We start from the raw sequence: 20,737 nt of genomic DNA, 5'->3' as shown, positions 1-20,737 counted from the left end.
GGCTGATCTCCCTGGCCACAGCCCGAGCCGAAGCGAGCCAACTCCGGACAGGAACCACTAAACGGAAAGCCGGATGCGGGAAATCCGCCCGTCCGGTTTGGAGGGAGGGGCGAGGTTAATCCCTCGCTCCTACCCCTATCCCTCTTCGGCTTCTTCGCCTGAGGGCGTTTGCATAAACCAAGTTTGACCACCCACTTTCAGCACGCCCGATTTATCTTCCTTGCGAACTTTGATCTTTGAACTTCGAAACACCTGTGGCACAAAGTCGGCGTTCAGGAGCATTGATGCCGCATTATTTCGCTGATTCCATCCCGCAATGAACTGGTATTACGTTGATCAAGGAAAACAGGCCGGTCCCGTCGACGATTTGCAACTCGATGCACTGCGGGCCTCCGGCCGCATCACCGACGCGACCCTCGTCTGGAAGGAAGGCATGGGAAACTGGGCGCCATACCGCCAGGCGCGCCAGCCAGGGGGAGCGCCCGCACCGGCGACTTCCGGAGCAGCGTTGGCCTCGTCGGGTGCGGCCGGTGCGAGTACGCGGGCGGGTGCAACCCAGGTGACGTGTGCCCAATGCGGCGGTGTTTTTCCAGCCGAGGACACAATTCGCTACGGCACGGTGAACGTTTGCGCCAACTGCAAACCTGTGTTTCTCCAGAAGCTTGCCGAAGGCGCGAAGCTTCACCCGGCAGGTCTCGAATACGCGACAATCTGGAAGCGCTTTCTGGCAATGTTTGCCGACGGTATTCTGCTTTGGATCGTTGGAGCGGCACTGGGATTCGGGCTTGCACTGGTTCTCAAGGAGGCCGATCGCGGACAGCCTGGTTTCTGGATTTCCCAAGTTGTTTACACCGTTGTGGGCATTGGCCTGGCAGTCACTTACGAAACGCTGATGATTGGGGCCTATGGGGCAACCCTCGGAAAAATGGCAGTCGGGATCCGGGTGGTGACGGCGGAGGGCGGCAAGGTTTCCTATGCGCGGGCGTGCGGGCGCTACTTTGCGAAGATGCTCAGCCAGATGATCTGCCTTATCGGCTACCTGATGGCGGTGTTTGACAAGGAGGAACGGCGGGCGCTGCATGATCGCATCTGCAACACGCGCGTCGTTGTGAAGTAACTTGAGTCCGAGCTTTATCCAATGTCCCAAGTGCCGGAACCCGCTGTTTCAGGGCGTCTTCGATCCTGAGCGGTTCAATCCCTGCCCGGCGTGCGCGGCGCCGCTGAAGGTGGAAGTCTTCCCCGCCTTTTTCCGCCCCATCGCAACTGGCGAGAAAGGCGAGACGATCCTGACCGAGGGCGAATCGAGTTGCTTTTATCATCCGCAAAAGAAGGCGGCCGTTGCGTGCGAAAGTTGCGGGCGCTTTGTGTGCAGCCTGTGCGATTGCGTTCTGGACGAGCGGCATCTTTGCCCGGCATGCCTGGAGGCGGGGCGCACGAAGGGAAAAATCAAAAGCCTCGAGAACTCCCGGATCCGTTATGACAACCTCGCATTGGCGCTGGCGTTGTACCCGTTGATTGTCTTCTATCTCACCATCTTCTCCGCGCCCGCAGTATTGTTCCTGGTGTTCCGATATCGCAACGCGCCTTTGGGAATCACTCAGAGCGTGTCTGAAAAATAAGTGACAATAAGTCCGGCCCGGGAGTCGGCGGCTGCAACGACCGCGAACTCTTTGAGAATGTAAAAGAATGCGTTGACTTTGCGCTCGCGCTTTTGGCTTCACATTTTCGGCGGAGCCGCAGTTGAGGCGATGCAAAACGCCTCTTTTGAAACCGATCTGACCGACGCGCAATGGGAATATCTTAAACCCATGCTGCCACAACCCAAACGACTCGGCCGCCCGCAGACTGATCGCCGAATTGTGATCAACGCGATCCTGTACGTGCTCAAGGGCGGGATCCCCTGGCGCCTGTTGCCGCAAAACTTCCCGACTTGGAAGACGGTTTACCACGTATTTCGGGGTTGGACGTTGGATTGCACGTGGGCTGCCCTCAACGACGCGCTTCGCATATGCGTGCGTGAGGATCAAGGGCGTGATCCGCAGCCGAGCGCAGCCATCATGGACAGCCAAAGCGTCAAGTCTGACGGGCACGGCGGCGAGGTTGGATTCGACGCTGGCAAGAAGATCAAGGGGCGCAAGCGCCACATCCTGGTCGACACTCTTGGGCTGATCCTGGGGGTGTTTGTTACGCCGGCCAGTTGTCCGGAGCGAGACGGAGGACAGAAGCTGCTCCAGCAAGTGAGCGGATGGCTCCCGCGACTGCGGAAACTCTGGGCCGATGGCGGTTACAGTGGCGACAACTTCGCTCAATGGGTGCGTGACCACTGGCCGGAGTTGAATGTGGAGATTGTGAAGCGCTCGGATGCGAAGAAAGGTTTCGCAGTCTTGCCGCGCCGGTGGATTGTCGAGCGCACCTTTGGCTGGCTCATGCGGCACCGTCGTTTGGTCCGCGACTACGAACGAACCGAATCCAGCGCCCAAGCTTGGATCCATCTGGCTATGATACGCATTCAACTTCGCCGACTTGCGTGAGTCTAACTGCATCATCCATTTTCAGACGCGCTCTCAGGGTTCGCGAGCGCGTTTCGTGGTTGCAGGCATCATCGCCTCGCTCCAATTGATCGGCTGGGTATTCTTTTTCGTGGCCATTTCCACCTCCTGACATGGCCGAGCGCGAATACATCAAACTCACGGGAAACCGGCAGAAGAATGGTTTTGCCCTGATCACGGCGTCTCGCTCTCGGCTGTGGCTTGGCCGGGATCACCTGTTGCTCGTGACGACTGACGGTTTTACGGAAAGCTACAAGCGCTTTTACCTGCGCGACATCCAGGCGATCACGATTCGCAAAACCCAGCGCATCGCGATCCTTGGTGTGATCACTGGAGCCTTTGTTGTCCTGTTCGGCGTCATTGCCTTTACCGCGTCGGAGCCGGTGGCGCGTTGGGTTTTCGGCATCCTCGCAGGCATTTGCGCCATTCCGTTCGCCGTCAATCTGCTTCTTGGCGAGACCTGCGCGTGCCAGTTGCGAACGGCAGTTCAAACGGAGGATCTTCATTCGGTATCACGCGTCGCGCGCGCCACAAGGCTGCTGGAACGCTTGCGTCCGCTCATTGCCGAGGCGCAGGGCTCCATGGCCGGGGAGGAGATTCTCGAACGGCTGGCGTTGTCTGCCCAGGCACCGCGCGCGGTTGCGCCATCCAGGAGCCCGCAGTCTGCAGGCGCTGAGCCAGCTGCTGCGCCTGGGCAGGATCAAACCCCCTGATCCATGGCATCCCTCGCGTATCAACGGTGTTTCAATCATGCCATGCGCGAAGCGGTGGCGCGCTGCCCTGAGTGCAAACAGTGTTTCTGCCGCGAGTGCATCACGGAACACGATGACCGCGTCGTTTGCTCGGCCTGCCTCAAGAAGCTTGCGTCGGTTCCCCTCAACCAGCGCCGCGGCTTTATCACCTTTAAGCGCTGCGCACAGTTTGTCGTGAGCGTCGTGGCAGCCTGGTTTTTCTTTTTTCTGGTGGGGGATGGATTGAGCCGTTTGCCCGCCGAATTTCACGAAGGAACCCTGTGGAAGGCGCCCTGGCTGGATCGATGAAACGGCGCGCGCGAAAAACGGAGCGGGGAGGCCTTGATTTGATTGAGGAGGCGGCGCATCTCCTGCGCAGCGTTGGCGCTTCGACCTGGCTCCTTTATTACGCTGGCTCGATTCCCTTCGTGCTCGGGTTTCTGTACTTCTGGGCCGACATGAGCCGGAATCCATACGCAAGCCGTCATGTCGCGGCGTTCTCGCTCGGCGTGGCAATCTTGTATCTTTGGATGAAACACTGGCAGGCGCTATTCGCGCGTGCCATTCGCGCCCAGCTCGCAGGGGAAACGTTGAGCAGCCTGACGTTGCGGGATCACCTCCGCGGTTTTGTCGCGCAGTCGATTCTCCAGACGCCAGGCCTCGTGGTCACTCCGCTGTCGGTGATTCCACTGGGCCTTCCGCTTGCATGGGTGATCGCGTTCTTCCAGAGCGTGAGCGCGCTGGGCGACCCAGCCGGGGGTGACGTCTCCAAGCTCTTCAAACGCGCGTGCCGTCAAGCGTCGTTGTGGCCCCTGCAGAATCACGTCGCCTTGAGCCTCACAGCGTTGTTCGGCGGCTGTGTTTTCTTGAACTTATGCATCGCGGCGTATGTGCTGCCCGGCTTGATCAAGATGCTTTTTGGAGTGGAATCCATTTTCACACAAAGCGCGGCGGCGATGTTGAACACGACGTTCCTGCTGGTCGTGGCAGGCGCAACGTACCTGTGCATCGACCCGCTCCTCAAGGTGATTTACGCACTGCGTTGTTTTCATGGCGAAGCGGTCGAGTCGGGCGAAGACATTCGCTCGGAGCTGCGCCGCTTTCGAGTGAAGCCGGAGCGGCTGGCGGCGGGCCTGGCATTGCTGATCACCTTGAGCTCCGTTGCCACAATGTCCGCGCAGGAACCAGCTGCGCCCGCGCCTGTCGTTTCCCAGCCCGTGTCTGCGGTCGATCTGGATCGTGCGATCTCCGATGTCATCCAAGAACGCAAATACACGTGGCGCATGCCGCCGACAAAGCAAGTTGCCGAAGGCGGGCCGGGTGTGATTGCTCGGTTCTTCAATCGAATGGGCGAGATGATCCGGGACGGCATCCGAGCTGTCCTCCAATGGATCAACGACTTTCTCAGGAAGTTGTTTTATCGGAAGTCGACGCCAGGTGGCGGAGGGTCGGGATCGGGATGGATGGTCACGCAGCAGATTCTGTTGTTCGTGCTGGTTGCTGCCGTCGCGACAGCCTTGGTGTTGTTCCTCATGCGCCATCTAAAGCGCAGGAAGAACGCGCCGGGTCCAATCGCTGCGGATGCTGTTCCGACCGTGCCGGATCTTTCGGATGAAAACGTAGGCGCGGACCAGATGCCTGAGGATGGCTGGACAAGACTTGGACGCGAACTGTTCGAACGCGGGGAGTATCGGCTGGCGTTGCGGGCGTTTTATCTGGCGAGCCTGGCGCATCTGGCGGCGCGCAACCTGATCCGCATTGCGCGCCACAAGTCGAATCGCGATTACGCAATCGAACTGCAGCGCCGCGCGCACGCGTTGCCTGAACTCCTGCCGCTGTTCGGTGAAAACCTGTCCGTATTCGAACGCATCTGGTACGGCATGCACGAGGTGAACCCGCAGCTCGTGACGGAGTTTGCGAACCGCGTTGAAAGGATTCGCACCCCATGAGGCGCGCGCTCCCTTTCGTGTTGATGCTGCTGTGCATTGCGGCCCTGTGCGCTGGAGTCCTGCACTTATTCAAGTTGCGGTATGATATCGGCGACGTCTATCCGCCGTATTCTTCGTTACGCGCCGATCCCCTGGGAACGATGGCTCTTTATGAATCACTCGATCGGCTTGGGCTGCGAGTGCGGCGTGATTACTCAACCGACAACCGCCTGCCTGAGACTGAGCGGGTGACGTATCTGCACCTCGCGGGAACCCCTCGTGAATTCCGCCGGATCCCCGCTTCCCTCGCGGACGAAATCGAGCGATTCGTTCGCGGCGGTGGCAGGCTCGCGATCACGTTTCGTCCGCGGTCTGTGAACACGTTTCAGTTCGGCAACTGGGAGGACGATCCGCCGACGAACGGTGTCCCGCGTCATCGGCCTGATGACGCGGAGGGCGGGGATTCGCTGCAGGAACAGGAGGAGGACGCGCCTGCCGGCAGGCCGCGCCGGATGCGCAGGCGCGAGGATGCTGCTTCACGCGTTCGGCTCGCGGAGCGCTGGGGCATTGATTTTGATATGCGCGCTCTTGAGAAGGATGATGAATCTGTTTATGAGCCGGTGCTCGTGCAGCGCCAGGGCGACCTCGCACTGCCCGAGCAACTGGAATGGCACAGCGGGATTGTCATCAGTAACTCATCGGCCTGGAAAACGATTTATTTGCGCGGACGCCACCCTGTTGTGGTGGAGCGCCAATGGGGCCGGGGCAGCATCGTCTTTGCGACCGATTCTTACTTTGTGAGCAACGAAGCGATGCATGAGGAGAGACACGCCGATCTCCTTGCATGGTTTATCGGCCCTGCGCGGGAGGTTGTATTCGACGAGGCGCACCTCGGGGTGACGGAGCAGCCCGGCATGGCGACATTGTTGCGAAAGTATCGACTGCACTGGGTTGCCGGCGCTCTGATCGCTTTGGCGGGATTGTTCATCTGGAAGAACGCCTTCAGCCTCCTTCCAGCTCACGAGGAAGAGCGGCGAAGGGATTATGTCGTCGGGAAGCATGCTTCAGCGGGCTTCGTGAACCTTCTTCGCCGCAGCATTCCAACCCGCGAAGTTTTGGCGACTGGGTTTGCGGAATGGAAACGGACGGCGGGCGGCAACCGACGCTATTCGGCTGCCCGCCTTGCGGAAGCGGATCGCATTTTTGAGGAAGAGCATGCGCAACCTGCGGCACGCAGGGATCCTGTTCGTGCCTATCACAGGATTAAAGCGGCGCTCGAAAAGCACCGCCGGGCGGATGCAGGCACGAAGCTGGGAACCCATGATGCGGCTGCCGGAAAAGACGGAACACTGAACCCACATGAACATTGAAAGACTCAAGGAAGTGCTCGCGCAGGCGCGGCATGAAACCGGAAAAGTGATCATCGGCCAGCACGATGTCGTCGAGAAGGCGCTCATCGCGATCTTTACTGGCAACCACGCGTTGATCGAAGGTGTGCCGGGGGTTGCGAAGACGTTGCTCGTGCGGACGCTGGCGCACGTGCTGGGAAGCGATTTCGCGCGGATCCAGTTCACGCCCGACCTCATGCCTGCGGACATCACGGGCACGAGCGTTTTCAATTTGCAGCGGAACGAGTTCTCACTCATCAAAGGTCCCGTTTTCACGTCCTTCCTCCTGGCCGATGAAATCAACCGCGCTCCCGCCAAAACACAGTCGGCGCTCTTGCAGGCAATGCAGGAGCGGGTGGTGACGATTGATCGGGACACGCATGCATTACCCGGAAACTTCACGGTGTTCGCAACGCAGAATCCCATCGAGTACGAGGGGACCTATCCGCTGCCCGAAGCGCAGAAGGATCGATTCATGTTGAAGATCACGATGAAGGCTCCCGATCGCGCTGAGGAACTGGCGCTGGCGCAACGGACGATGACCAAGGAGGCGCCTGAAACGCTGTTGGCGCAAGGAGTTGTGCAGCCTGTCATCCGTCCCGAGGAACTTGGCGCGCTTCGTGAGACGCTTGCAGGAATCGTGATCCGTGACGAATTGATCGCCTACCTGGTGGATATCGTCAGGGCGACGCGCGAGAACGAGAGTGTGCTGGTGGGCGCGGGACCGCGGGCCACGCAGGCGTTGATCATGGCGGCCCGCGCATATGCGGCAATGTCGGGACGGGACTTCGCGACCCCCGATGACATCAAGGCCATGGCCGTGCCGGTTCTGGAACATCGCCTCATCCTGCGTCCCGAATTTGAAATCGAGGGATTGAGCGTGGCGGAAGTCATTCAGCAAATTCTGCAGCAGATCGCAGTTCCCCGATGAAGAGCTGTTGCACGCACGTTCAGCAATGAGGTCATGATTGTACCGCGCTCAAGGCTGTTGTTCTTCGTCGCACTTGTGGCGTTGCCGCTCACTTTGGTTGCCGCGGTTGAGCCCGCAATGACGCTGCCTGCGCTGATCGGAATCGGCGTCCTCGCTCTTATTGTTTTGCTGGATGGCCTGCGCGCCTCATCGGGGATTCGCGGATTGGGAATCCTTCTGGATCCCATCGTGCGGATGTCGAAGGATCGTCCTGTCACCCTGGAGATGCGGATTCGCAATGAGCCGCTTCATGCCCGCACGGTGCGTGTCGCCATCGGATTGCCATCTGAAATCAGACCTGAGGAGGAGGAGCTTTCAATCACGTTGCCGGCGGGCGCGGAATGGTCGCGGGTGCCGTGGAAATGCGTTCCGCTCCAGCGCGGCCGCTTCCGGGTGGAATCCGCTTATGTCGAGGGCAGGTCGCCCCTCGGCCTGTGGGCAGCTCGCAAGCGGGTGGATATTGACTCAGAGTTGCGCGTGTATCCCAACCTGATGACGGAGCGCAGAAACCTTGCGGCGCTGTTTCTGAATCGGGGAGGGTTCGGCCTTCACGCGCAGCGGCAGGTGGGCAAGGGGCGCGACTTTGAGAAGCTGCGCGACTACAGCCCGGGCGACAGCTTTGATGATATTCATTGGAAAGCGACCGCGCGGCGCGGGCGGCCTGTCACGAAAGTTTTCCAGGTGGAACGCACGCAAGAGGTGTACGTCGTGATCGATGCCTCCCGCTTGAGCGCACGCAGGCCGCTCAATGCGGCTGCAGTTGGCGATTCGGAGAAGTCGCCTGGGCATTCTCGGGGCGAATCCAGCAGGTCCAGCGATTCCATCCTGGAACGGTTTGTAACTGCCGCGCTGGTGCTGGGGCTTGCGGCGGAGCAACAGGGCGATCTCTTTGGCCTGCTCACCTTCTCGGACCGGGTGGATCGCTTCGTTCGCGCGCGAAACGGCAAGGCGCATTACAGCGCATGCCGAGACACGCTTTACACGTTGCAAGCGCGAAACGTGACGCCCGACTTCGATGAACTTTGCACATTCATCCGTCTGCGTTTGCGCCGGCGGGCGTTGATCGTGTTTTTAACTTCGCTCGACGATCCCACATTGGCGGAGGGTTTCGTCGGGAATGTGGAGCTGATCCGTCGGCAGCATCTTGTCCTTGTCGGCATGATTCAGCCGCCTGGCACGCGGCCGTTGTTCAGCACCGAGGGGATTGATTCCGCAGACGCACTGTACGAGGAACTTGGCGGCCATTTGCAATGGGCGCGGCTGCAGGAGGTTGGCAAAACGCTGCAACGGCAGGGCGTTCGGTTTGCGCTCATGCAGAACGAGCGGCTGAGTTCCGAAGTGATCACCCAGTACCTGAACATCAAACGGCGGCAACTGCTTTAGCCATGATCATTGATCTTCCCCGATTCATCGCATCTGCTCGTCCTGCCTGGACCGAACTGGAGGTGACGCTGAACCGACTGGAAGCCGAACCGAACCTGCGGCTGGGACTGCAGGAGTTGCGGCGGTTCCACGAGTTGTACGAGCGGGCGGCTGCGGACCTGGCGCGGCTGAACACGTTTTCATCGGAACCTGAAACGCGGCGTTACCTGGAAAGCCTTGTGGCGCGGGCTTATGGCGAAGTGCATGAGACGCGCGAGAAGCGGAGGCGTTTTCGTCCGGTTCAGTGGTTCCTTCATACCCTGCCGCAAACTTTTCGGCGGCATGTTCGCGCGTTTTATCTGGCCGCCGCCATCACGCTGGCAGGCTCGGCGCTCGGCGGCTTTGCCACGCTGCTCGATCCGCCCTCGCGCCATGTGATCATGCCCTTCGGCCACGATCAGATGCGACCCAGCGAACGTGTGAAGGAGGAGGAAAGCAACGCTGGGGATCATTTGAGCGGATACAAGAGTTCGTTTTCCGCAATGCTCATGACCCACAACACGAAGGTGTCAATCTTCACGCTGGGAATGGGAATGACCTGGGGCGTTGGAACCATCATTATCCTGTTCTACAACGGCGTGATTCTCGGAGCCATCGTTGTGGATTACGTGGTCGACGGGCAGACCCGGTTTCTCATGGGCTGGCTGATGCCGCACGGCGTGATTGAAATTCCAGCAATCCTGATTGCGGGGCAGGCTGGATTCATCCTGGCGCTCGCCCTGATCGGTTGGGGAAACCGGCTTCCATTGGGCACGCGGCTGCGCGCGGCTTCGAAGGACATCGTGACCCTGATCTTTGGTGTCGGCCTGATGTTGATCTGGGCCGGCTTCATCGAGGCATTTCTGTCGCAATATCATGAGCCCGTCATTCCCTACTCGGCGAAAATTGCGTTCGGGACCGTTGAGTTTATTCTCCTGTGTGCGTATCTGGGATTTGCCGGCAGGAGGCAGGCGAAGAATTCCAGGGCGTCTGCGAACGAACCGTGAACTCGGAACTGAAAATTCGGACGCCCGAGGGCATTGTCTTTGCCCAGCCTTTGGCGAGCCCTGTGATTCGCTTTCTCGCGTGGAGCATAGATGCGGCGGCGATCGGCGTGCTGATGATGATCGTGGGAATCGCCGGAAACGGGCTGCAGCTCTTCGACGCCGGGCTCGCGGGTGCGGTTCTGACCGTCGCGTATTTCGTGCTGAGCGTTGGTTACGGGATTGTTCTGGAATGGCTGTGGCGCGGGCAGACGATTGGAAAGCGGGTTCTGCGGTTGCGCGTGGTGGATGCGGAAGGGTTGAGATTGCAGTTCGACCAGGTGGTTACGCGAAACTTGTTGCGGTTCGTGGATATTCTCCCCGCGCTTTACCTGGTTGGGGGTATCGCGTGCTGGTTCAATCGCAAGTGCCAGCGCCTGGGTGACATTGCGGCCAACACCAATGTGATTCGCGTGCCACAGAGGGTTGAGCCGGATCTGGACCAGCTTTTGACTGACAAGTTCAACTCGCTGCGAGAACACCCGCATCTGACAGCGCGGTTGCGCCAGGCAGTCGGACCCGCCGAAGCGCGCATCGCAATGCAGGCATTGTTGCGTCGCGATGACTTTGAAGGAACCGCGCGGGTGGAGCTTTTCTCGGAGCTCGCTGCCCATTTTCGCGCGAAGGTCGAGTTCCCGCCGGAATGCACCGACGGAGTTCCCGACGAACAATACATTCGCAACGTCGTGGACATCCTGTTCCGGACGAGCCGGTCGGAGCGGAAGGACGCCCGCGGGCGTACCCCGGTTTGACGGGAACCAGCGCCGCCCGTACTTTTCACGCGTCATGTTCGAATTGGTTTCACCCTATCAACCCGCCGGCGACCAGCCTGCCGCGATCCGCGATTTGACTGAAAGCCTGCGCTCGGGCGCCCAGCATCAGACATTGCTCGGCGTGACGGGATCGGGCAAGACGTTCACGATGGCAAACGTGATCCGGGATGTCCAAAAGCCAACGCTGGTTATTTCGCACAATAAAACCCTGGCTGCGCAGCTGTACGCCGAGTTCAAGGGCTTTTTCCCAAACAACGCGGTGGAATATTTCGTCAGCTACTTCGATTACTATCAACCCGAGGCGTATATCCCGCGGACCGACACGTTCATTGAAAAGGATTCCAGCGTGAACGAGGAGATCGAGCGGATGCGGCTGTCGACCATGAGTTCGCTCTTCACGCGGAGGGACGTGGTGGTGATTGCGAGCGTGTCGTGCATTTACGGAATTGGGAGCAAGGAGGATTACGAGGCGATGGTCCTGCCCGTCCGCGTGGGCCAGCAGGTCACGCGCGAGGATTTTCTGCGGCGCCTCGTGGAGCTGCAGTATTCCCGCAATGACATCGAGTTTGCGCGCGGCCAGTTTCGCGTGCGGGGCGACACGATCGAGCTCTGTCCCGCGGGGCGCGAAGACGCCTTGCGCGTGGAATTTTTTGGGGATGAGATCGAGCGGATCACACGCTTCGAACCGCTGACCGGGGAGGCGATTGAATCGTTGAACTCGAACATGGTTTTTCCCGCGAAGCAGTATGTCGCGCCCGCGGAGAAGCTGCGCCCCGCATTGCTGCGCATTCGCGAGGAGCTGGGCGAACGCATCGCGTGGTTTGAAAGCCAGGGAAAACTGCTGGAAGCGCAACGGATCAAGATGCGAACGGAATACGATTTGGAAATGATGGAGGAGATGGGATTCTGCTCCGGAATTGAAAATTACTCGCGGCATCTGGCCGGCCGCACGCCGGGATCACGACCTCACACGCTCTTTGACTTTTTCCCTGAGGATTATCTGCTGGTCATCGATGAGTCCCACGCGACGGTCCCGCAGATCGGGGGCATGTATGCGGGAGATCGCTCGCGCAAAACAGTTCTGGTGGAGCACGGGTTTCGGCTGCCCAGCGCGCTGGACAATCGGCCGTTGAATTTCGAGGAGTTCCAGGCAATGCAACGTCAGACCGTATATGTCAGCGCTACTCCCGGGCCAAAGGAACTGGAATGGTCGCGCGACCGCGTGGTGGAACTGGTCGTCCGGCCGACGGGCCTTATTGATCCGACCATTACTCTGAAGCCCCTCAAGGGTCAGATCGACGATCTCATCCATCAGGCGCGCGAACGCGTGGAGCGCAAGGAACGGGTTTTGGTGACGACACTCACGAAACGCACGGCCGAGGAATTGACCGATTACCTGCGAGACGTTGGCATCCAGGTTCAATACCTGCACAGTGAGATTGACGCTATTGAGCGCGTGGAAATTTTGCGGTCGTTGCGCAAGGGCGAGTTTGATGTGCTGGTCGGCATCAATCTGTTGCGCGAAGGGCTCGATCTGCCGGAAGTTTCGCTGGTCGCGATTCTTGATGCCGACAAGGAGGGTTATCTGCGGAGCACGACAAGCCTCATTCAGACGGCGGGCCGCGCGGCGCGTCATTTAAATGGGGAGGTAATTCTTTATGCCGACGTAAAGACGCAGAGCATTCAAAAGTTCCTCGCGATTTCCCAGCATCGGCGGGCGCGGCAGGTCGCGTATAACCAGGAACACAACATCACTCCGCGAAGTGTAAGTCGTGCCGTTGACGAAAGCCTGTCATCTGCGCGCGAAGCGCAGGGAGAGGCGCAATCAGTCCTGAACGAAGCAGGCGTGGACATAGATGTTTCTGCGACGTTGAAGGACTTGGAGCAGGAGATGGTAGCGGCTGCCAACAACCTGGAATTTGAAAAGGCTGCGCTGCTTCGCGACCAGATCAAGGAATTGAAACGCATGCTGCATGGAGAGAAATCAAACATTGATAGTCCTTCGTCGACGAACGTCGCCGCGCGCCGGGCGAGCTATGTAAAACCCCGGGGCCGCCAGCGCGGAAAAGCCCGCTCGCTGCGCAAATGAGGCACATCGGCCACCTTCCGGGCGGTCAGGCGCGCGTGTTCAGTGATTTTCTCGTTTCACGCGGCATCTCGAACGCAGTGGAACGGGAACAGGACGGGACATACGCGATCTGGATCCACGAAGAGGATGACCTCGCCCGTGCACAGGATTATCTGGGCGGGTTTTCTGCGAATCCCGAAGCGGCTGAGTATCAGGATGCGGGGCAGGCTGCGGAGGAGGCCCGCGAACGGCAGCGCAAGGATAATGAGGCGTATCGGAAGCGGGTGCGCTCGCGACGAAGCCTGTTTACAAGCTTCGGAACTTATGGCGTCGGGCTGCTGACGTACTCGCTCATCACGGTTTGCGTAATCGTTTCCCTCTACACTCGTTTCGGCAGCAACGAGGAAGCGTATCTGCCGTTGTTGATTAGCGATCCGCTGGTCGGCGGACCAGGGATGCCTGAAGTTTTTTCGGGGCAGGTGTGGCGTCTGATTACTCCCATCCTGCTGCATTTCGGACCCATTCACATTCTGTTCAACATGATGTGGCTGTATCAATTGGGGTCCATGATTGAAGCGCGGCGTGGCACGTTCAATTTGTTGCTGCTGGTGGTCGGAATAGGAGTTGCATCCAACGTCGCGCAATTGCTTGTCACGGGCTGGCCAAGATTCGGCGGCATGTCCGGCGTTGTGTATGGCCTGGCGGGGTATGTGTGGATCCAGGGCAAGTTGAACCGGGAATCGGGACTTTTCCTCGATGGCCACAGCATGACGATTCTGCTGATCTGGTTGGTCGTGTGTTACACCGGCTGGATGGGGCCGGTCGCGAATACCGCGCACCTGGTTGGATTCCTCGCGGGACTCGCCTGGGGAGGATTGTCCGCCTGGGCGGAAACCCGCAGTGGACGTGCGTGATGTGTCCCGAAGGTCGGGCTCGCCCGGCGTTACGAGCGTTGAGCCGGTCGAATCGGTTCTGGGGACAGGCTTGCCAGAGTTTCGCTCCAGAGGTTCAGGGATTCGAGCAGATTATCCAGCCAGGGAAGGGCGCGTTTTTCGAGGGCGTCGGAGAGTGCGCTGGTGTCCTCCTTCTGGCTGGCGTCGTCGATATCCTGGATAATGTTGCCGAGCTGTTCGAGCTGCCATTTCCGAAGTTGGGTGAGGGAGGCCCGGCCGTTGGCAGGTCCGCAAATGTGGTCAGGCAGCAGGCTGAGCGTCAGGAGAGGTTCCTTCAAGGCGGTGGACAGCGCCCACCAGATTTCCCTCGCCTGGCTGCAGTCGTTAATCAGGACCAGTTCGACTGCCTTTTGGACTCGCGAACGGAGGGTGCCCGACTGCTGCAATGCGGCGCGCACCAACTGGGCGGGCACTTCGTTGAGCGTCATTGTCTCACCTTCGATCTGGGAAAATGTCGTCCACGGAACCCGGGGCTGGGTGAGGTTGATCGATTGCCCGTCGACATTGAGGGCGCAAAGAATTCGTTGTTGTTGCAACGCGAGCGATTCGAGGTAGGAGCGGATGGCAACGAATGATTTTCGATCGGGAGGCAGCTCGACGGAAACTCCATCTAATTTCACTTCCGGTGCGCCACTATAAAACGATTCGAATGCTGCCATATCGCGGGTGAAATGCAGGTCACGTGCCGCAAGGCCGTGAATTCGTGAGATGTACGGAGAACCTTTTTTGCCGGCTTTTCGCGACGCTCGGAGGAACCGGAACTGGACAGATTTGTCTCCGACTGTGCCGCCCCACGGCTTTCCTCGGTCATTGCGAGTTCAACCGATCGAACGCGCTATGAAGCGGTGTAGGCCATTGAAACAAAAACCGCCTGAATGCTTCAGATCTGAGAAATCGGAAGTGTCTTGTTCCGGGACACCGTGTCCTGAATCGCAGGGGAGTCGTCGCAGCGCGAACGGCCGCGTGTCTCGAAAATTACCCGAACGGGTAGAGACTGCTCTCTCACTGCTTTGATAGCATGCGCACCGTACCCGAAATTCTTCTGTCGTTGGAGCGTTAGTCAGCTTGGATAACCTATGAAACTGCGTGAACTTTTGCCTCTTCAAATCCGTCAACTTCGTCTTCCTGCAATTGGACTTACATTGGCCATCGCCATTCCCGAATTGTCGGCAGCAACCCTTACCTGGGATTCGGACACGGCCCGGGCAGCGGCCCAGGATGGCGGTGGTGTCTGGGATTCCACGGTGCCGAACTGGTGGTCAGGAACCGCAAATGTTCCCTTCAGCACGACGGCTCCCGATGCGCCCATTTTTGGCGCGCTTGACGGTATCGCGGGCACCGTGACGCTCGGGACGGCCGTCCTTTCGGCGAATATCGTTTTTGCACCCGCAGGCGCGGGAAACTACACGATTACAGGCGGGGGAAACACGCTGCTGCTCACGAATCGAACGATTGTGGCCAATTCCAGCGCAACGATCTCCGCTGATATAGCCGGCGGGCAGTTGATTCTCGCCCACAGCGTGGGATTGAACCCGGGCGGAACGTTAACGCTTTCTGGCAACAATTCATTCACGGGCGGGTTTGTCATCGGACCGAATGACGGCGGAATCAACGGCGGGGCTCCGAACACAACTGCGGCGGTCAGGGCGATGTCGAGCTCCGCGTTTGGCACAGGCGCAATTAGTTTCAATGGGCAGGGAAATGCCACGAGTCCGCGCCTGGAGCTCGCGGGCGGGGTAACGATCACCAACGCTGTCACTTTCGCCGGGCGCAACAACGTGGCCACGGGAATTGAAAGCCTTGCGGGAGCGAACACGCTTTCGGGGCCGCTGAATCCGTCTCCCGGCGGATCGCAGTATCCGTTGCGGGTCGATGGGTCCAGCACACTGGCAGTTGCCGGAACAACCACGCTGCAGAACAGCGGACCACGGAATCTTGTGTTGAGCGGCAGTGGCAACGGGACCGTGTCAGGTCCGATTGTTGGCGGGAATGCCGGGTTGCTGTCGATCCTCGTGAGCAAGGCAGGCACTGGCCGCTGGACACTCGCGGGGCCAAACACTGCGGCCGTTTCCTACGCGATCAGCGGAGGCATCCTGGCCCTCGATTACAGCACCCAAAACAATTCGAAACTTGCAGCGCAATCCCCGCTTTATCTTGCTGGCGGGGTTCTGGAGTTGAACGGCGGTGCCTTCACTGAATCGGTGGCGTCAAATGTTGTCACTGCAGGGGAATCGACGATCACCCGGCCCACTGGCGCCAGCGTGCTCCGCATGAACAACGTGGTGCGTCGCGGTGGTGGCATCGTGAATTTTGCAGCGCCTGGCATTGCCGATACAACTGCGGCCAATATCAATGGAATCCTCGGCGGCTTTGCCACAGTCGGCGGGTCCGATTGGGCGATCAATTCGACTGGCGGCCCAAATGGGCCAGTGACTGCATACGCGGGCTACACAGACATCGCCGCGCTCGGCAGCACCATCGCCAACAACACTGCTGCCAACGTCAGGCTGAATAGCGCGGGGGCTGGCGGGAGCATCGCGATTGGGGCTGGGACGACGACAGTAAACACGCTGCTGCAGAACACGACGACCGCTGCGACCATTGATACCGCGCCAGGATTATTGCGGCTCGGGTCTGCGGGCGGTGTGTTGGTGCCATCGGGACGGCAGGGTCTGACGATTGGGACCGCAGCGAACGCGGGAATTTTAACGGCAGGCGGGGCTGACAACACGGCGGGTGAAATCATCCTGATCAATCATTCTGCAAACAACCTTGTGATCAATGCGCAGGTTCAAGATAACGGCAGCGGAATGGTGGGGATCACGAAGGCGGGTTCGGGCGCTGCGACCTTGAACGCCAACAACAGCCACACGGGAACAAACACAATTGGCGGCGGCACGCTGAACATTGCCAGTGCAGCGAATCTCGGTTCGGGAACCGTCGTCATCAACAACGGGACCCTTCGCGCCACCAGTACATTCGACATTTCCAACCCCGTCCTCGTCGGTCCATCTGCCGGTTATGGCAATGGAACCGTTGACGTTGCAGCGGGACAAGCGGTGAACATCCACGGCGTTGTGGCGAACAACGTGCCAGCAAATACAGGTGTTTCCATCGCCGGATCGCTGACGAAAGTGGGCGCGGGTACTCTGGGATTAACTGCTGCCAATACTTATACTTACGGCACCATCGTCAACGAAGGCGTGTTGAGCATCTCTTCCGACGCGAACCTTGGAAGCTTCGACAGTCCAAGCCTGAACGGCGCGTTTACCTGTTACCGCCCTGATAACCTTGTGTTGAATGGTGGCACGCTGGAGATCGCAGGAACGTTTGTGTTGAATGCGAATCGCGGCATTCGATTGGGCCCGATCAATGGCTCAGGCAGCGGCACCATTCGCGTTGTCGATGGCCAGACAGTCAACTTCAACGGTCAGATTTCCGACAATTGGTCGGGATCCGGCGCATTGGTGAAGACTGGCAACGGAATTCTTGCATTGGGCGGCGGCGTGAGTGATTTCACGGGCGACACCACGGTCAGCGCGGGAACGTTGCAACTGGATCATCCCCGTGCCCTGCCGAACGGCCCGGGCAAGGGAAATGTGGTGGTCAGTTCAGGCGCCACTCTCGCGATTGCAACCAACGCCATGCTGAACGGTTTGACGGGTGGTGGAACCCTGGACAACACGACAGCGAATCCTGTTCGCGTCACTGTTGGGCTGAACAATGCGAGCGGCGCATTCACCGGGCCGATTCAAAACACGGGCGGAGGCGCCCTCACGCTGGTCAAGGCTGGCACTGGAACGCTGACGCTTTCGTCGCCGGCAATCAATCATTCCGGCAGCACCCTCGTGAACGGCGGGACCCTGGCGCTCAGTGGGTCGGCAGGCCTCGCATCCAGCACGAACATCTCCATCGCGGCGGGCGCCACGCTCAATGTCAGCGGACTGCCGGGCGGCGTGCTCACCATCGGTCCTGATCAGGCGTTCTTCAGCAGCGGCACGCTGCAGGGGGGCTTGGCATCGTCGGCCGTGCTCGCACCTGGTGGACAGGGGTTCGCCGGGGTGTTGAACGTGGGCGGCAATCTCACTCTCAACAGCGGCGGCATCCTTAATTTCGACGTCACCTCTCCAGCTGGTTTCAACGATGTCATTAATGTCACCGGGAATGTCGCGCTCACTCCGTCCACCAGCGTGAATGTGAACTTCCTCGGCGGACTGCCAGTCGCTGGAACCTATACTCTCGTTCAGGCGAGTGGCACGATTTCGGGGAATCCTGGCGATCTCATTCCGCCCCAGTTGGGCGCCCGTTACAACGTCAGCTTTGCTATCGACAACGCGTCGTCGCCCCGGAAGGTCACGATGAGCATCAGCGGCAATCCGCAGGGGTTGGTATGGACCGGAGTCACGAGTGCTGACTGGGATTTCAGCACGTTGAATTGGACGAACACAGGAACGCTTGCCGCGGATCTTTTCTCCCAGGGCGACAACGTCAGCTTCGGCAACTTCGGCAACAACGGTTCCCCCATCAACATCGTCGCGCCCGTTCTGCCGGGAACAGTGACGGTCAATTCATCGCTGGATTACACGTTTACGACGAGTGGCAATGGCGGCATCTCGGGAATCGCATCGCTAACGAAGAGCGGGTCGGGCCGTCTGACGCTCGAAACGCAGAACGACTACAGTGGTGCAACACTGATCAATTCCGGAATCCTCCAGGTTGGAAACGCGGGGTTGGCTGGATCGCTGGGAACCGGCCCGACAACCAACAACGGCGCGCTTGTGTTTAATCGGGCTGACGATCTCACATACACGAACCGCATCGCAGGTTCCGGCAGCATTACCAACCTTGGCAACTCAGGCACAGTCGTTCTCTCCGGGCCGATCAGCGGCGCGAACGTGACAGTTGCCGGTGCGGGCGGACTCGCGCTCGGCGGAAGCAACAGCTATACGGGACCCACCACCATCGAACTCGGAATTCTTCATGCCCGAAACGCAATGGCGCTGGGGACGGCCAACGAAGGCACAATCGTCGCAAACGGCGCTCAGCTTTTCATCGATGCGAACGTGAACATCGTGGATGAAGCATTGACGATCAGCGGAGTGGGCCCGGGCAACGGAGCCATTCGAAAAGGCGGAGCCGGAGTGACGACGCTCGGGGGCGAAATCCGTCTCGCGCTCGATTCCACGATTCATCTGGATGGCGGATCGACCCTCAATCTGACGAACGCAAATGGCATCATAGGCACCAACGTGGGTCTGACGCTGGCGGGCGATGGTGGGCAGGGCACGATAACGGGCCCGATTTCGCTGGAGACGGGTTCGCTCACAAAGGCGGGCGCGGCGGTCTGGACGATTGCGGAGACCAATCATTTTACCGGCAAGACAATCATCAACGGCGGTGTACTGGCAGTTCCCACCCAAACCGCGCTGGGACCCGTGGCAGGCGTTACTCCGGATTACGTGACCCTGGCCGGGGGGTCGTTGGGAGTCACTACCAACGTCGTGTTCAGCGGGATGCGCGGCATTACGGCAGCAGGCGACGGAGGCTTCAATGTTCCGGCGGGTGCGACACTGACGATTGCCAGTGATATCACGGGGAGTGGAAACATCACCAAGACGGGACCTGGAACGCTCGTGTTGCAAGGGCCGAAGAGCTTTTCTGGAACCCTGTTTGCAGACAGCAACAGCACTACAGCCAATGATGGCGTGACGCAGATCACGGGCAACGATGCGATTGCGAACGTTCCGGTGACGCCCGGCGTTCCCACGATTCTCATACGAAACAACAATGGCGGGTTTTCGACATTGGAACTGCTGCCGACGGCATCTGCAGGAATCACAATCGCGCAGGATGTGCAGGTGAGTTCGCGCAACAACACCAACGTTCATATTCGAAGCGTGATGGGCAGCAACGTAATATCGGGCAATATTCTCGTTCAAGTGGGCGGCGCGGACGACTGGTTCCAATCCAGCACGGGAACGCTCGCGATCAGCGGCAACATCGATTACGTGGGAACCCTCGCGGGCGCCCGCTTTTATAACTTCCTTGGCGATGGCGACATCCTTGTCACGGGCAACATCAACGCGTCACCTCTCGTTGACACCACGCCACTGGGGTCACCCATCAGCGTGAGGAAGCTCGGGCCGGGAACACTCACGCTTGCAGGCGCCAACACGTATGGCGGAGCTTCCGCAGATTCCACAGTGCTTGGCACCACGATCGTGAGCAACGGCGTGCTTCTGGTTACTGGGAGCATCAGCCACAACAATGGCAGCCCGGTGCAGGTTGCCGGCGGAACGCTGGGCGGCACGGGCACGATCAATGGCGACGTCACAGTGGGAACCGGCGGGAATCTGTCGCCGGGCCGCGGCGCAATGAACATTGGCACGCTCAACGTGAACGGAAACGTATCGCTGACAGGCACGGCTACGATCGACATCAACAAGTCCGCTGGAACGCGCGATCAGCTGAGCGGCGTGCAAACGATCACATACGGGGGGGCGCTGGTCGTGAACAACCTGGGCGGCTCCTACACCCTGGGTGATGTATTTCCCGTGTTCAATGCTGCAGCGCATGCCGGGAACTTCACCTCGGTAACGGGCTCCGCAGGACCTGGGCTGGCCTTCGGTTTCAATGCTGCAAACGGTACGGTTACTGTGATCGCTGGCGCAGCAACGACGCCCACAAACATTCAGTTCTCCGTTTCCTCTGGCAACTTGACGCTCGCGTGGCCGCAAAGCCATCAAGGCTGGGTGCTTCAGTCGCAAACCAATTCGCTTGCAACTGGTTTGAGCACGAACTGGGCTGACGTGCTCGGATCGAGTGGCACAAACTCCGTAACGATGCCGATTACTCCCTCACCGGCAGTATTTTTCCGCTTGCGGCAGCCGTGAGCGGGACGTGAACAGATGGGGTTGATGGTGAACCGGCGGG

The 20,737-nt window shown here is 59.4% G+C and carries 15 protein-coding genes; 14 read left to right on the top strand and 1 reads right to left on the bottom strand.

Annotation, left to right across the window (positions count from 1 at the left end; all coding sequences use genetic code 11):
• The first annotated feature begins 316 nt into the window (after window positions 1-316).
• The 13 genes from VEH04_03620 (at window position 317) to VEH04_03560 (ending at window position 13,765) form a co-directional block, all read left to right on the top strand.
• Window positions 317-1,117 carry an RDD family protein gene (locus VEH04_03620; GenBank protein ID HYG21846.1) on the top strand — a complete coding sequence of 267 codons (801 nt, stop codon included), beginning with the start codon at window positions 317-319 and terminating at the stop codon, window positions 1,115-1,117.
• 1 nt (window position 1,118) lies between these two features.
• Window positions 1,119-1,619, top strand: a complete 501-nt coding sequence (locus VEH04_03615) for a hypothetical protein (GenBank protein HYG21845.1) — start codon at window positions 1,119-1,121, stop codon at window positions 1,617-1,619.
• 129 nt (window positions 1,620-1,748) lie between these two features.
• A complete protein-coding gene (locus tag VEH04_03610) occupies window positions 1,749-2,531 on the top strand; it encodes an IS5 family transposase (GenBank protein ID HYG21844.1) in 783 nt (260 codons plus the stop codon).
• 131 nt (window positions 2,532-2,662) lie between these two features.
• Window positions 2,663-3,262, top strand: a complete 600-nt coding sequence (locus VEH04_03605) for a hypothetical protein (GenBank protein HYG21843.1) — start codon at window positions 2,663-2,665, stop codon at window positions 3,260-3,262.
• A gap of 3 nt (window positions 3,263-3,265) precedes the next feature.
• Window positions 3,266-3,589, top strand: a complete 324-nt coding sequence (locus VEH04_03600; GenBank protein HYG21842.1) for a rhomboid family protein — start codon at window positions 3,266-3,268, stop codon at window positions 3,587-3,589.
• Window positions 3,562-5,229 carry a DUF4129 domain-containing protein gene (locus VEH04_03595; protein HYG21841.1) on the top strand — a complete coding sequence of 556 codons (1,668 nt, stop codon included), beginning with the start codon at window positions 3,562-3,564 and terminating at the stop codon, window positions 5,227-5,229. The genes VEH04_03600 and VEH04_03595 overlap by 28 nt, the downstream gene beginning before the upstream one ends.
• Window positions 5,226-6,578 (top strand): DUF4350 domain-containing protein, encoded by a 1,353-nt coding sequence (locus VEH04_03590; GenBank protein ID HYG21840.1) that lies wholly within the window; start codon window positions 5,226-5,228, stop codon window positions 6,576-6,578. Before VEH04_03595 ends, VEH04_03590 begins: the two co-directional genes overlap by 4 nt.
• Window positions 6,568-7,527 carry a MoxR family ATPase gene (locus VEH04_03585; GenBank protein ID HYG21839.1) on the top strand — a complete coding sequence of 320 codons (960 nt, stop codon included), beginning with the start codon at window positions 6,568-6,570 and terminating at the stop codon, window positions 7,525-7,527. The genes VEH04_03590 and VEH04_03585 overlap by 11 nt, the downstream gene beginning before the upstream one ends.
• Window positions 7,528-7,560: 33 nt before the next feature.
• Window positions 7,561-8,949 (top strand): DUF58 domain-containing protein, encoded by a 1,389-nt coding sequence (locus VEH04_03580; protein HYG21838.1) that lies wholly within the window; start codon window positions 7,561-7,563, stop codon window positions 8,947-8,949.
• Window positions 8,950-8,951: 2 nt separating this feature from the next.
• Window positions 8,952-9,974, top strand: a complete 1,023-nt coding sequence (locus VEH04_03575) for a stage II sporulation protein M (GenBank protein HYG21837.1) — start codon at window positions 8,952-8,954, stop codon at window positions 9,972-9,974.
• The gene (locus VEH04_03570; protein ID HYG21836.1) at window positions 9,971-10,762 is read left to right on the top strand and encodes an RDD family protein; all 792 of its coding nucleotides are present in this window, start codon (window positions 9,971-9,973) and stop codon (window positions 10,760-10,762) included. The genes VEH04_03575 and VEH04_03570 overlap by 4 nt, the downstream gene beginning before the upstream one ends.
• 34 nt (window positions 10,763-10,796) lie before the next feature.
• Window positions 10,797-12,872: an excinuclease ABC subunit UvrB gene (gene uvrB / locus VEH04_03565; protein ID HYG21835.1), complete on the top strand. Its 2,076-nt coding sequence runs from the start codon at window positions 10,797-10,799 to the stop codon at window positions 12,870-12,872.
• Window positions 12,869-13,765 carry a rhomboid family intramembrane serine protease gene (locus tag VEH04_03560; GenBank protein ID HYG21834.1) on the top strand — a complete coding sequence of 299 codons (897 nt, stop codon included), beginning with the start codon at window positions 12,869-12,871 and terminating at the stop codon, window positions 13,763-13,765. The genes uvrB and VEH04_03560 overlap by 4 nt, the downstream gene beginning before the upstream one ends.
• Window positions 13,766-13,794: 29 nt before the next feature.
• On the opposite strand, the gene VEH04_03555 is transcribed toward VEH04_03560, so the two are convergent.
• On the bottom strand, window positions 13,795-14,463 hold the full coding sequence (locus VEH04_03555) for a hypothetical protein (GenBank protein HYG21833.1): 669 nt from the start codon (window positions 14,461-14,463) through the stop codon (window positions 13,795-13,797).
• Window positions 14,464-14,880: 417 nt separating this feature from the next.
• On the opposite strand from VEH04_03555, the gene VEH04_03550 reads away from it, so the two are divergent.
• Window positions 14,881-20,697 (top strand): autotransporter-associated beta strand repeat-containing protein, encoded by a 5,817-nt coding sequence (locus tag VEH04_03550; protein HYG21832.1) that lies wholly within the window; start codon window positions 14,881-14,883, stop codon window positions 20,695-20,697.
• Window positions 20,698-20,737 lie beyond the last annotated feature (40 nt).

The organism is Verrucomicrobiia bacterium, assembly GCA_035629175.1.
In the GTDB taxonomy this organism is placed as follows: Bacteria; Verrucomicrobiota; Verrucomicrobiia; order Limisphaerales; family DASXHY01; genus DASXHY01.
Note: the sequence above shows the minus strand (reverse complement) of the source record. Positions and strands in the feature narration are given on the sequence as shown.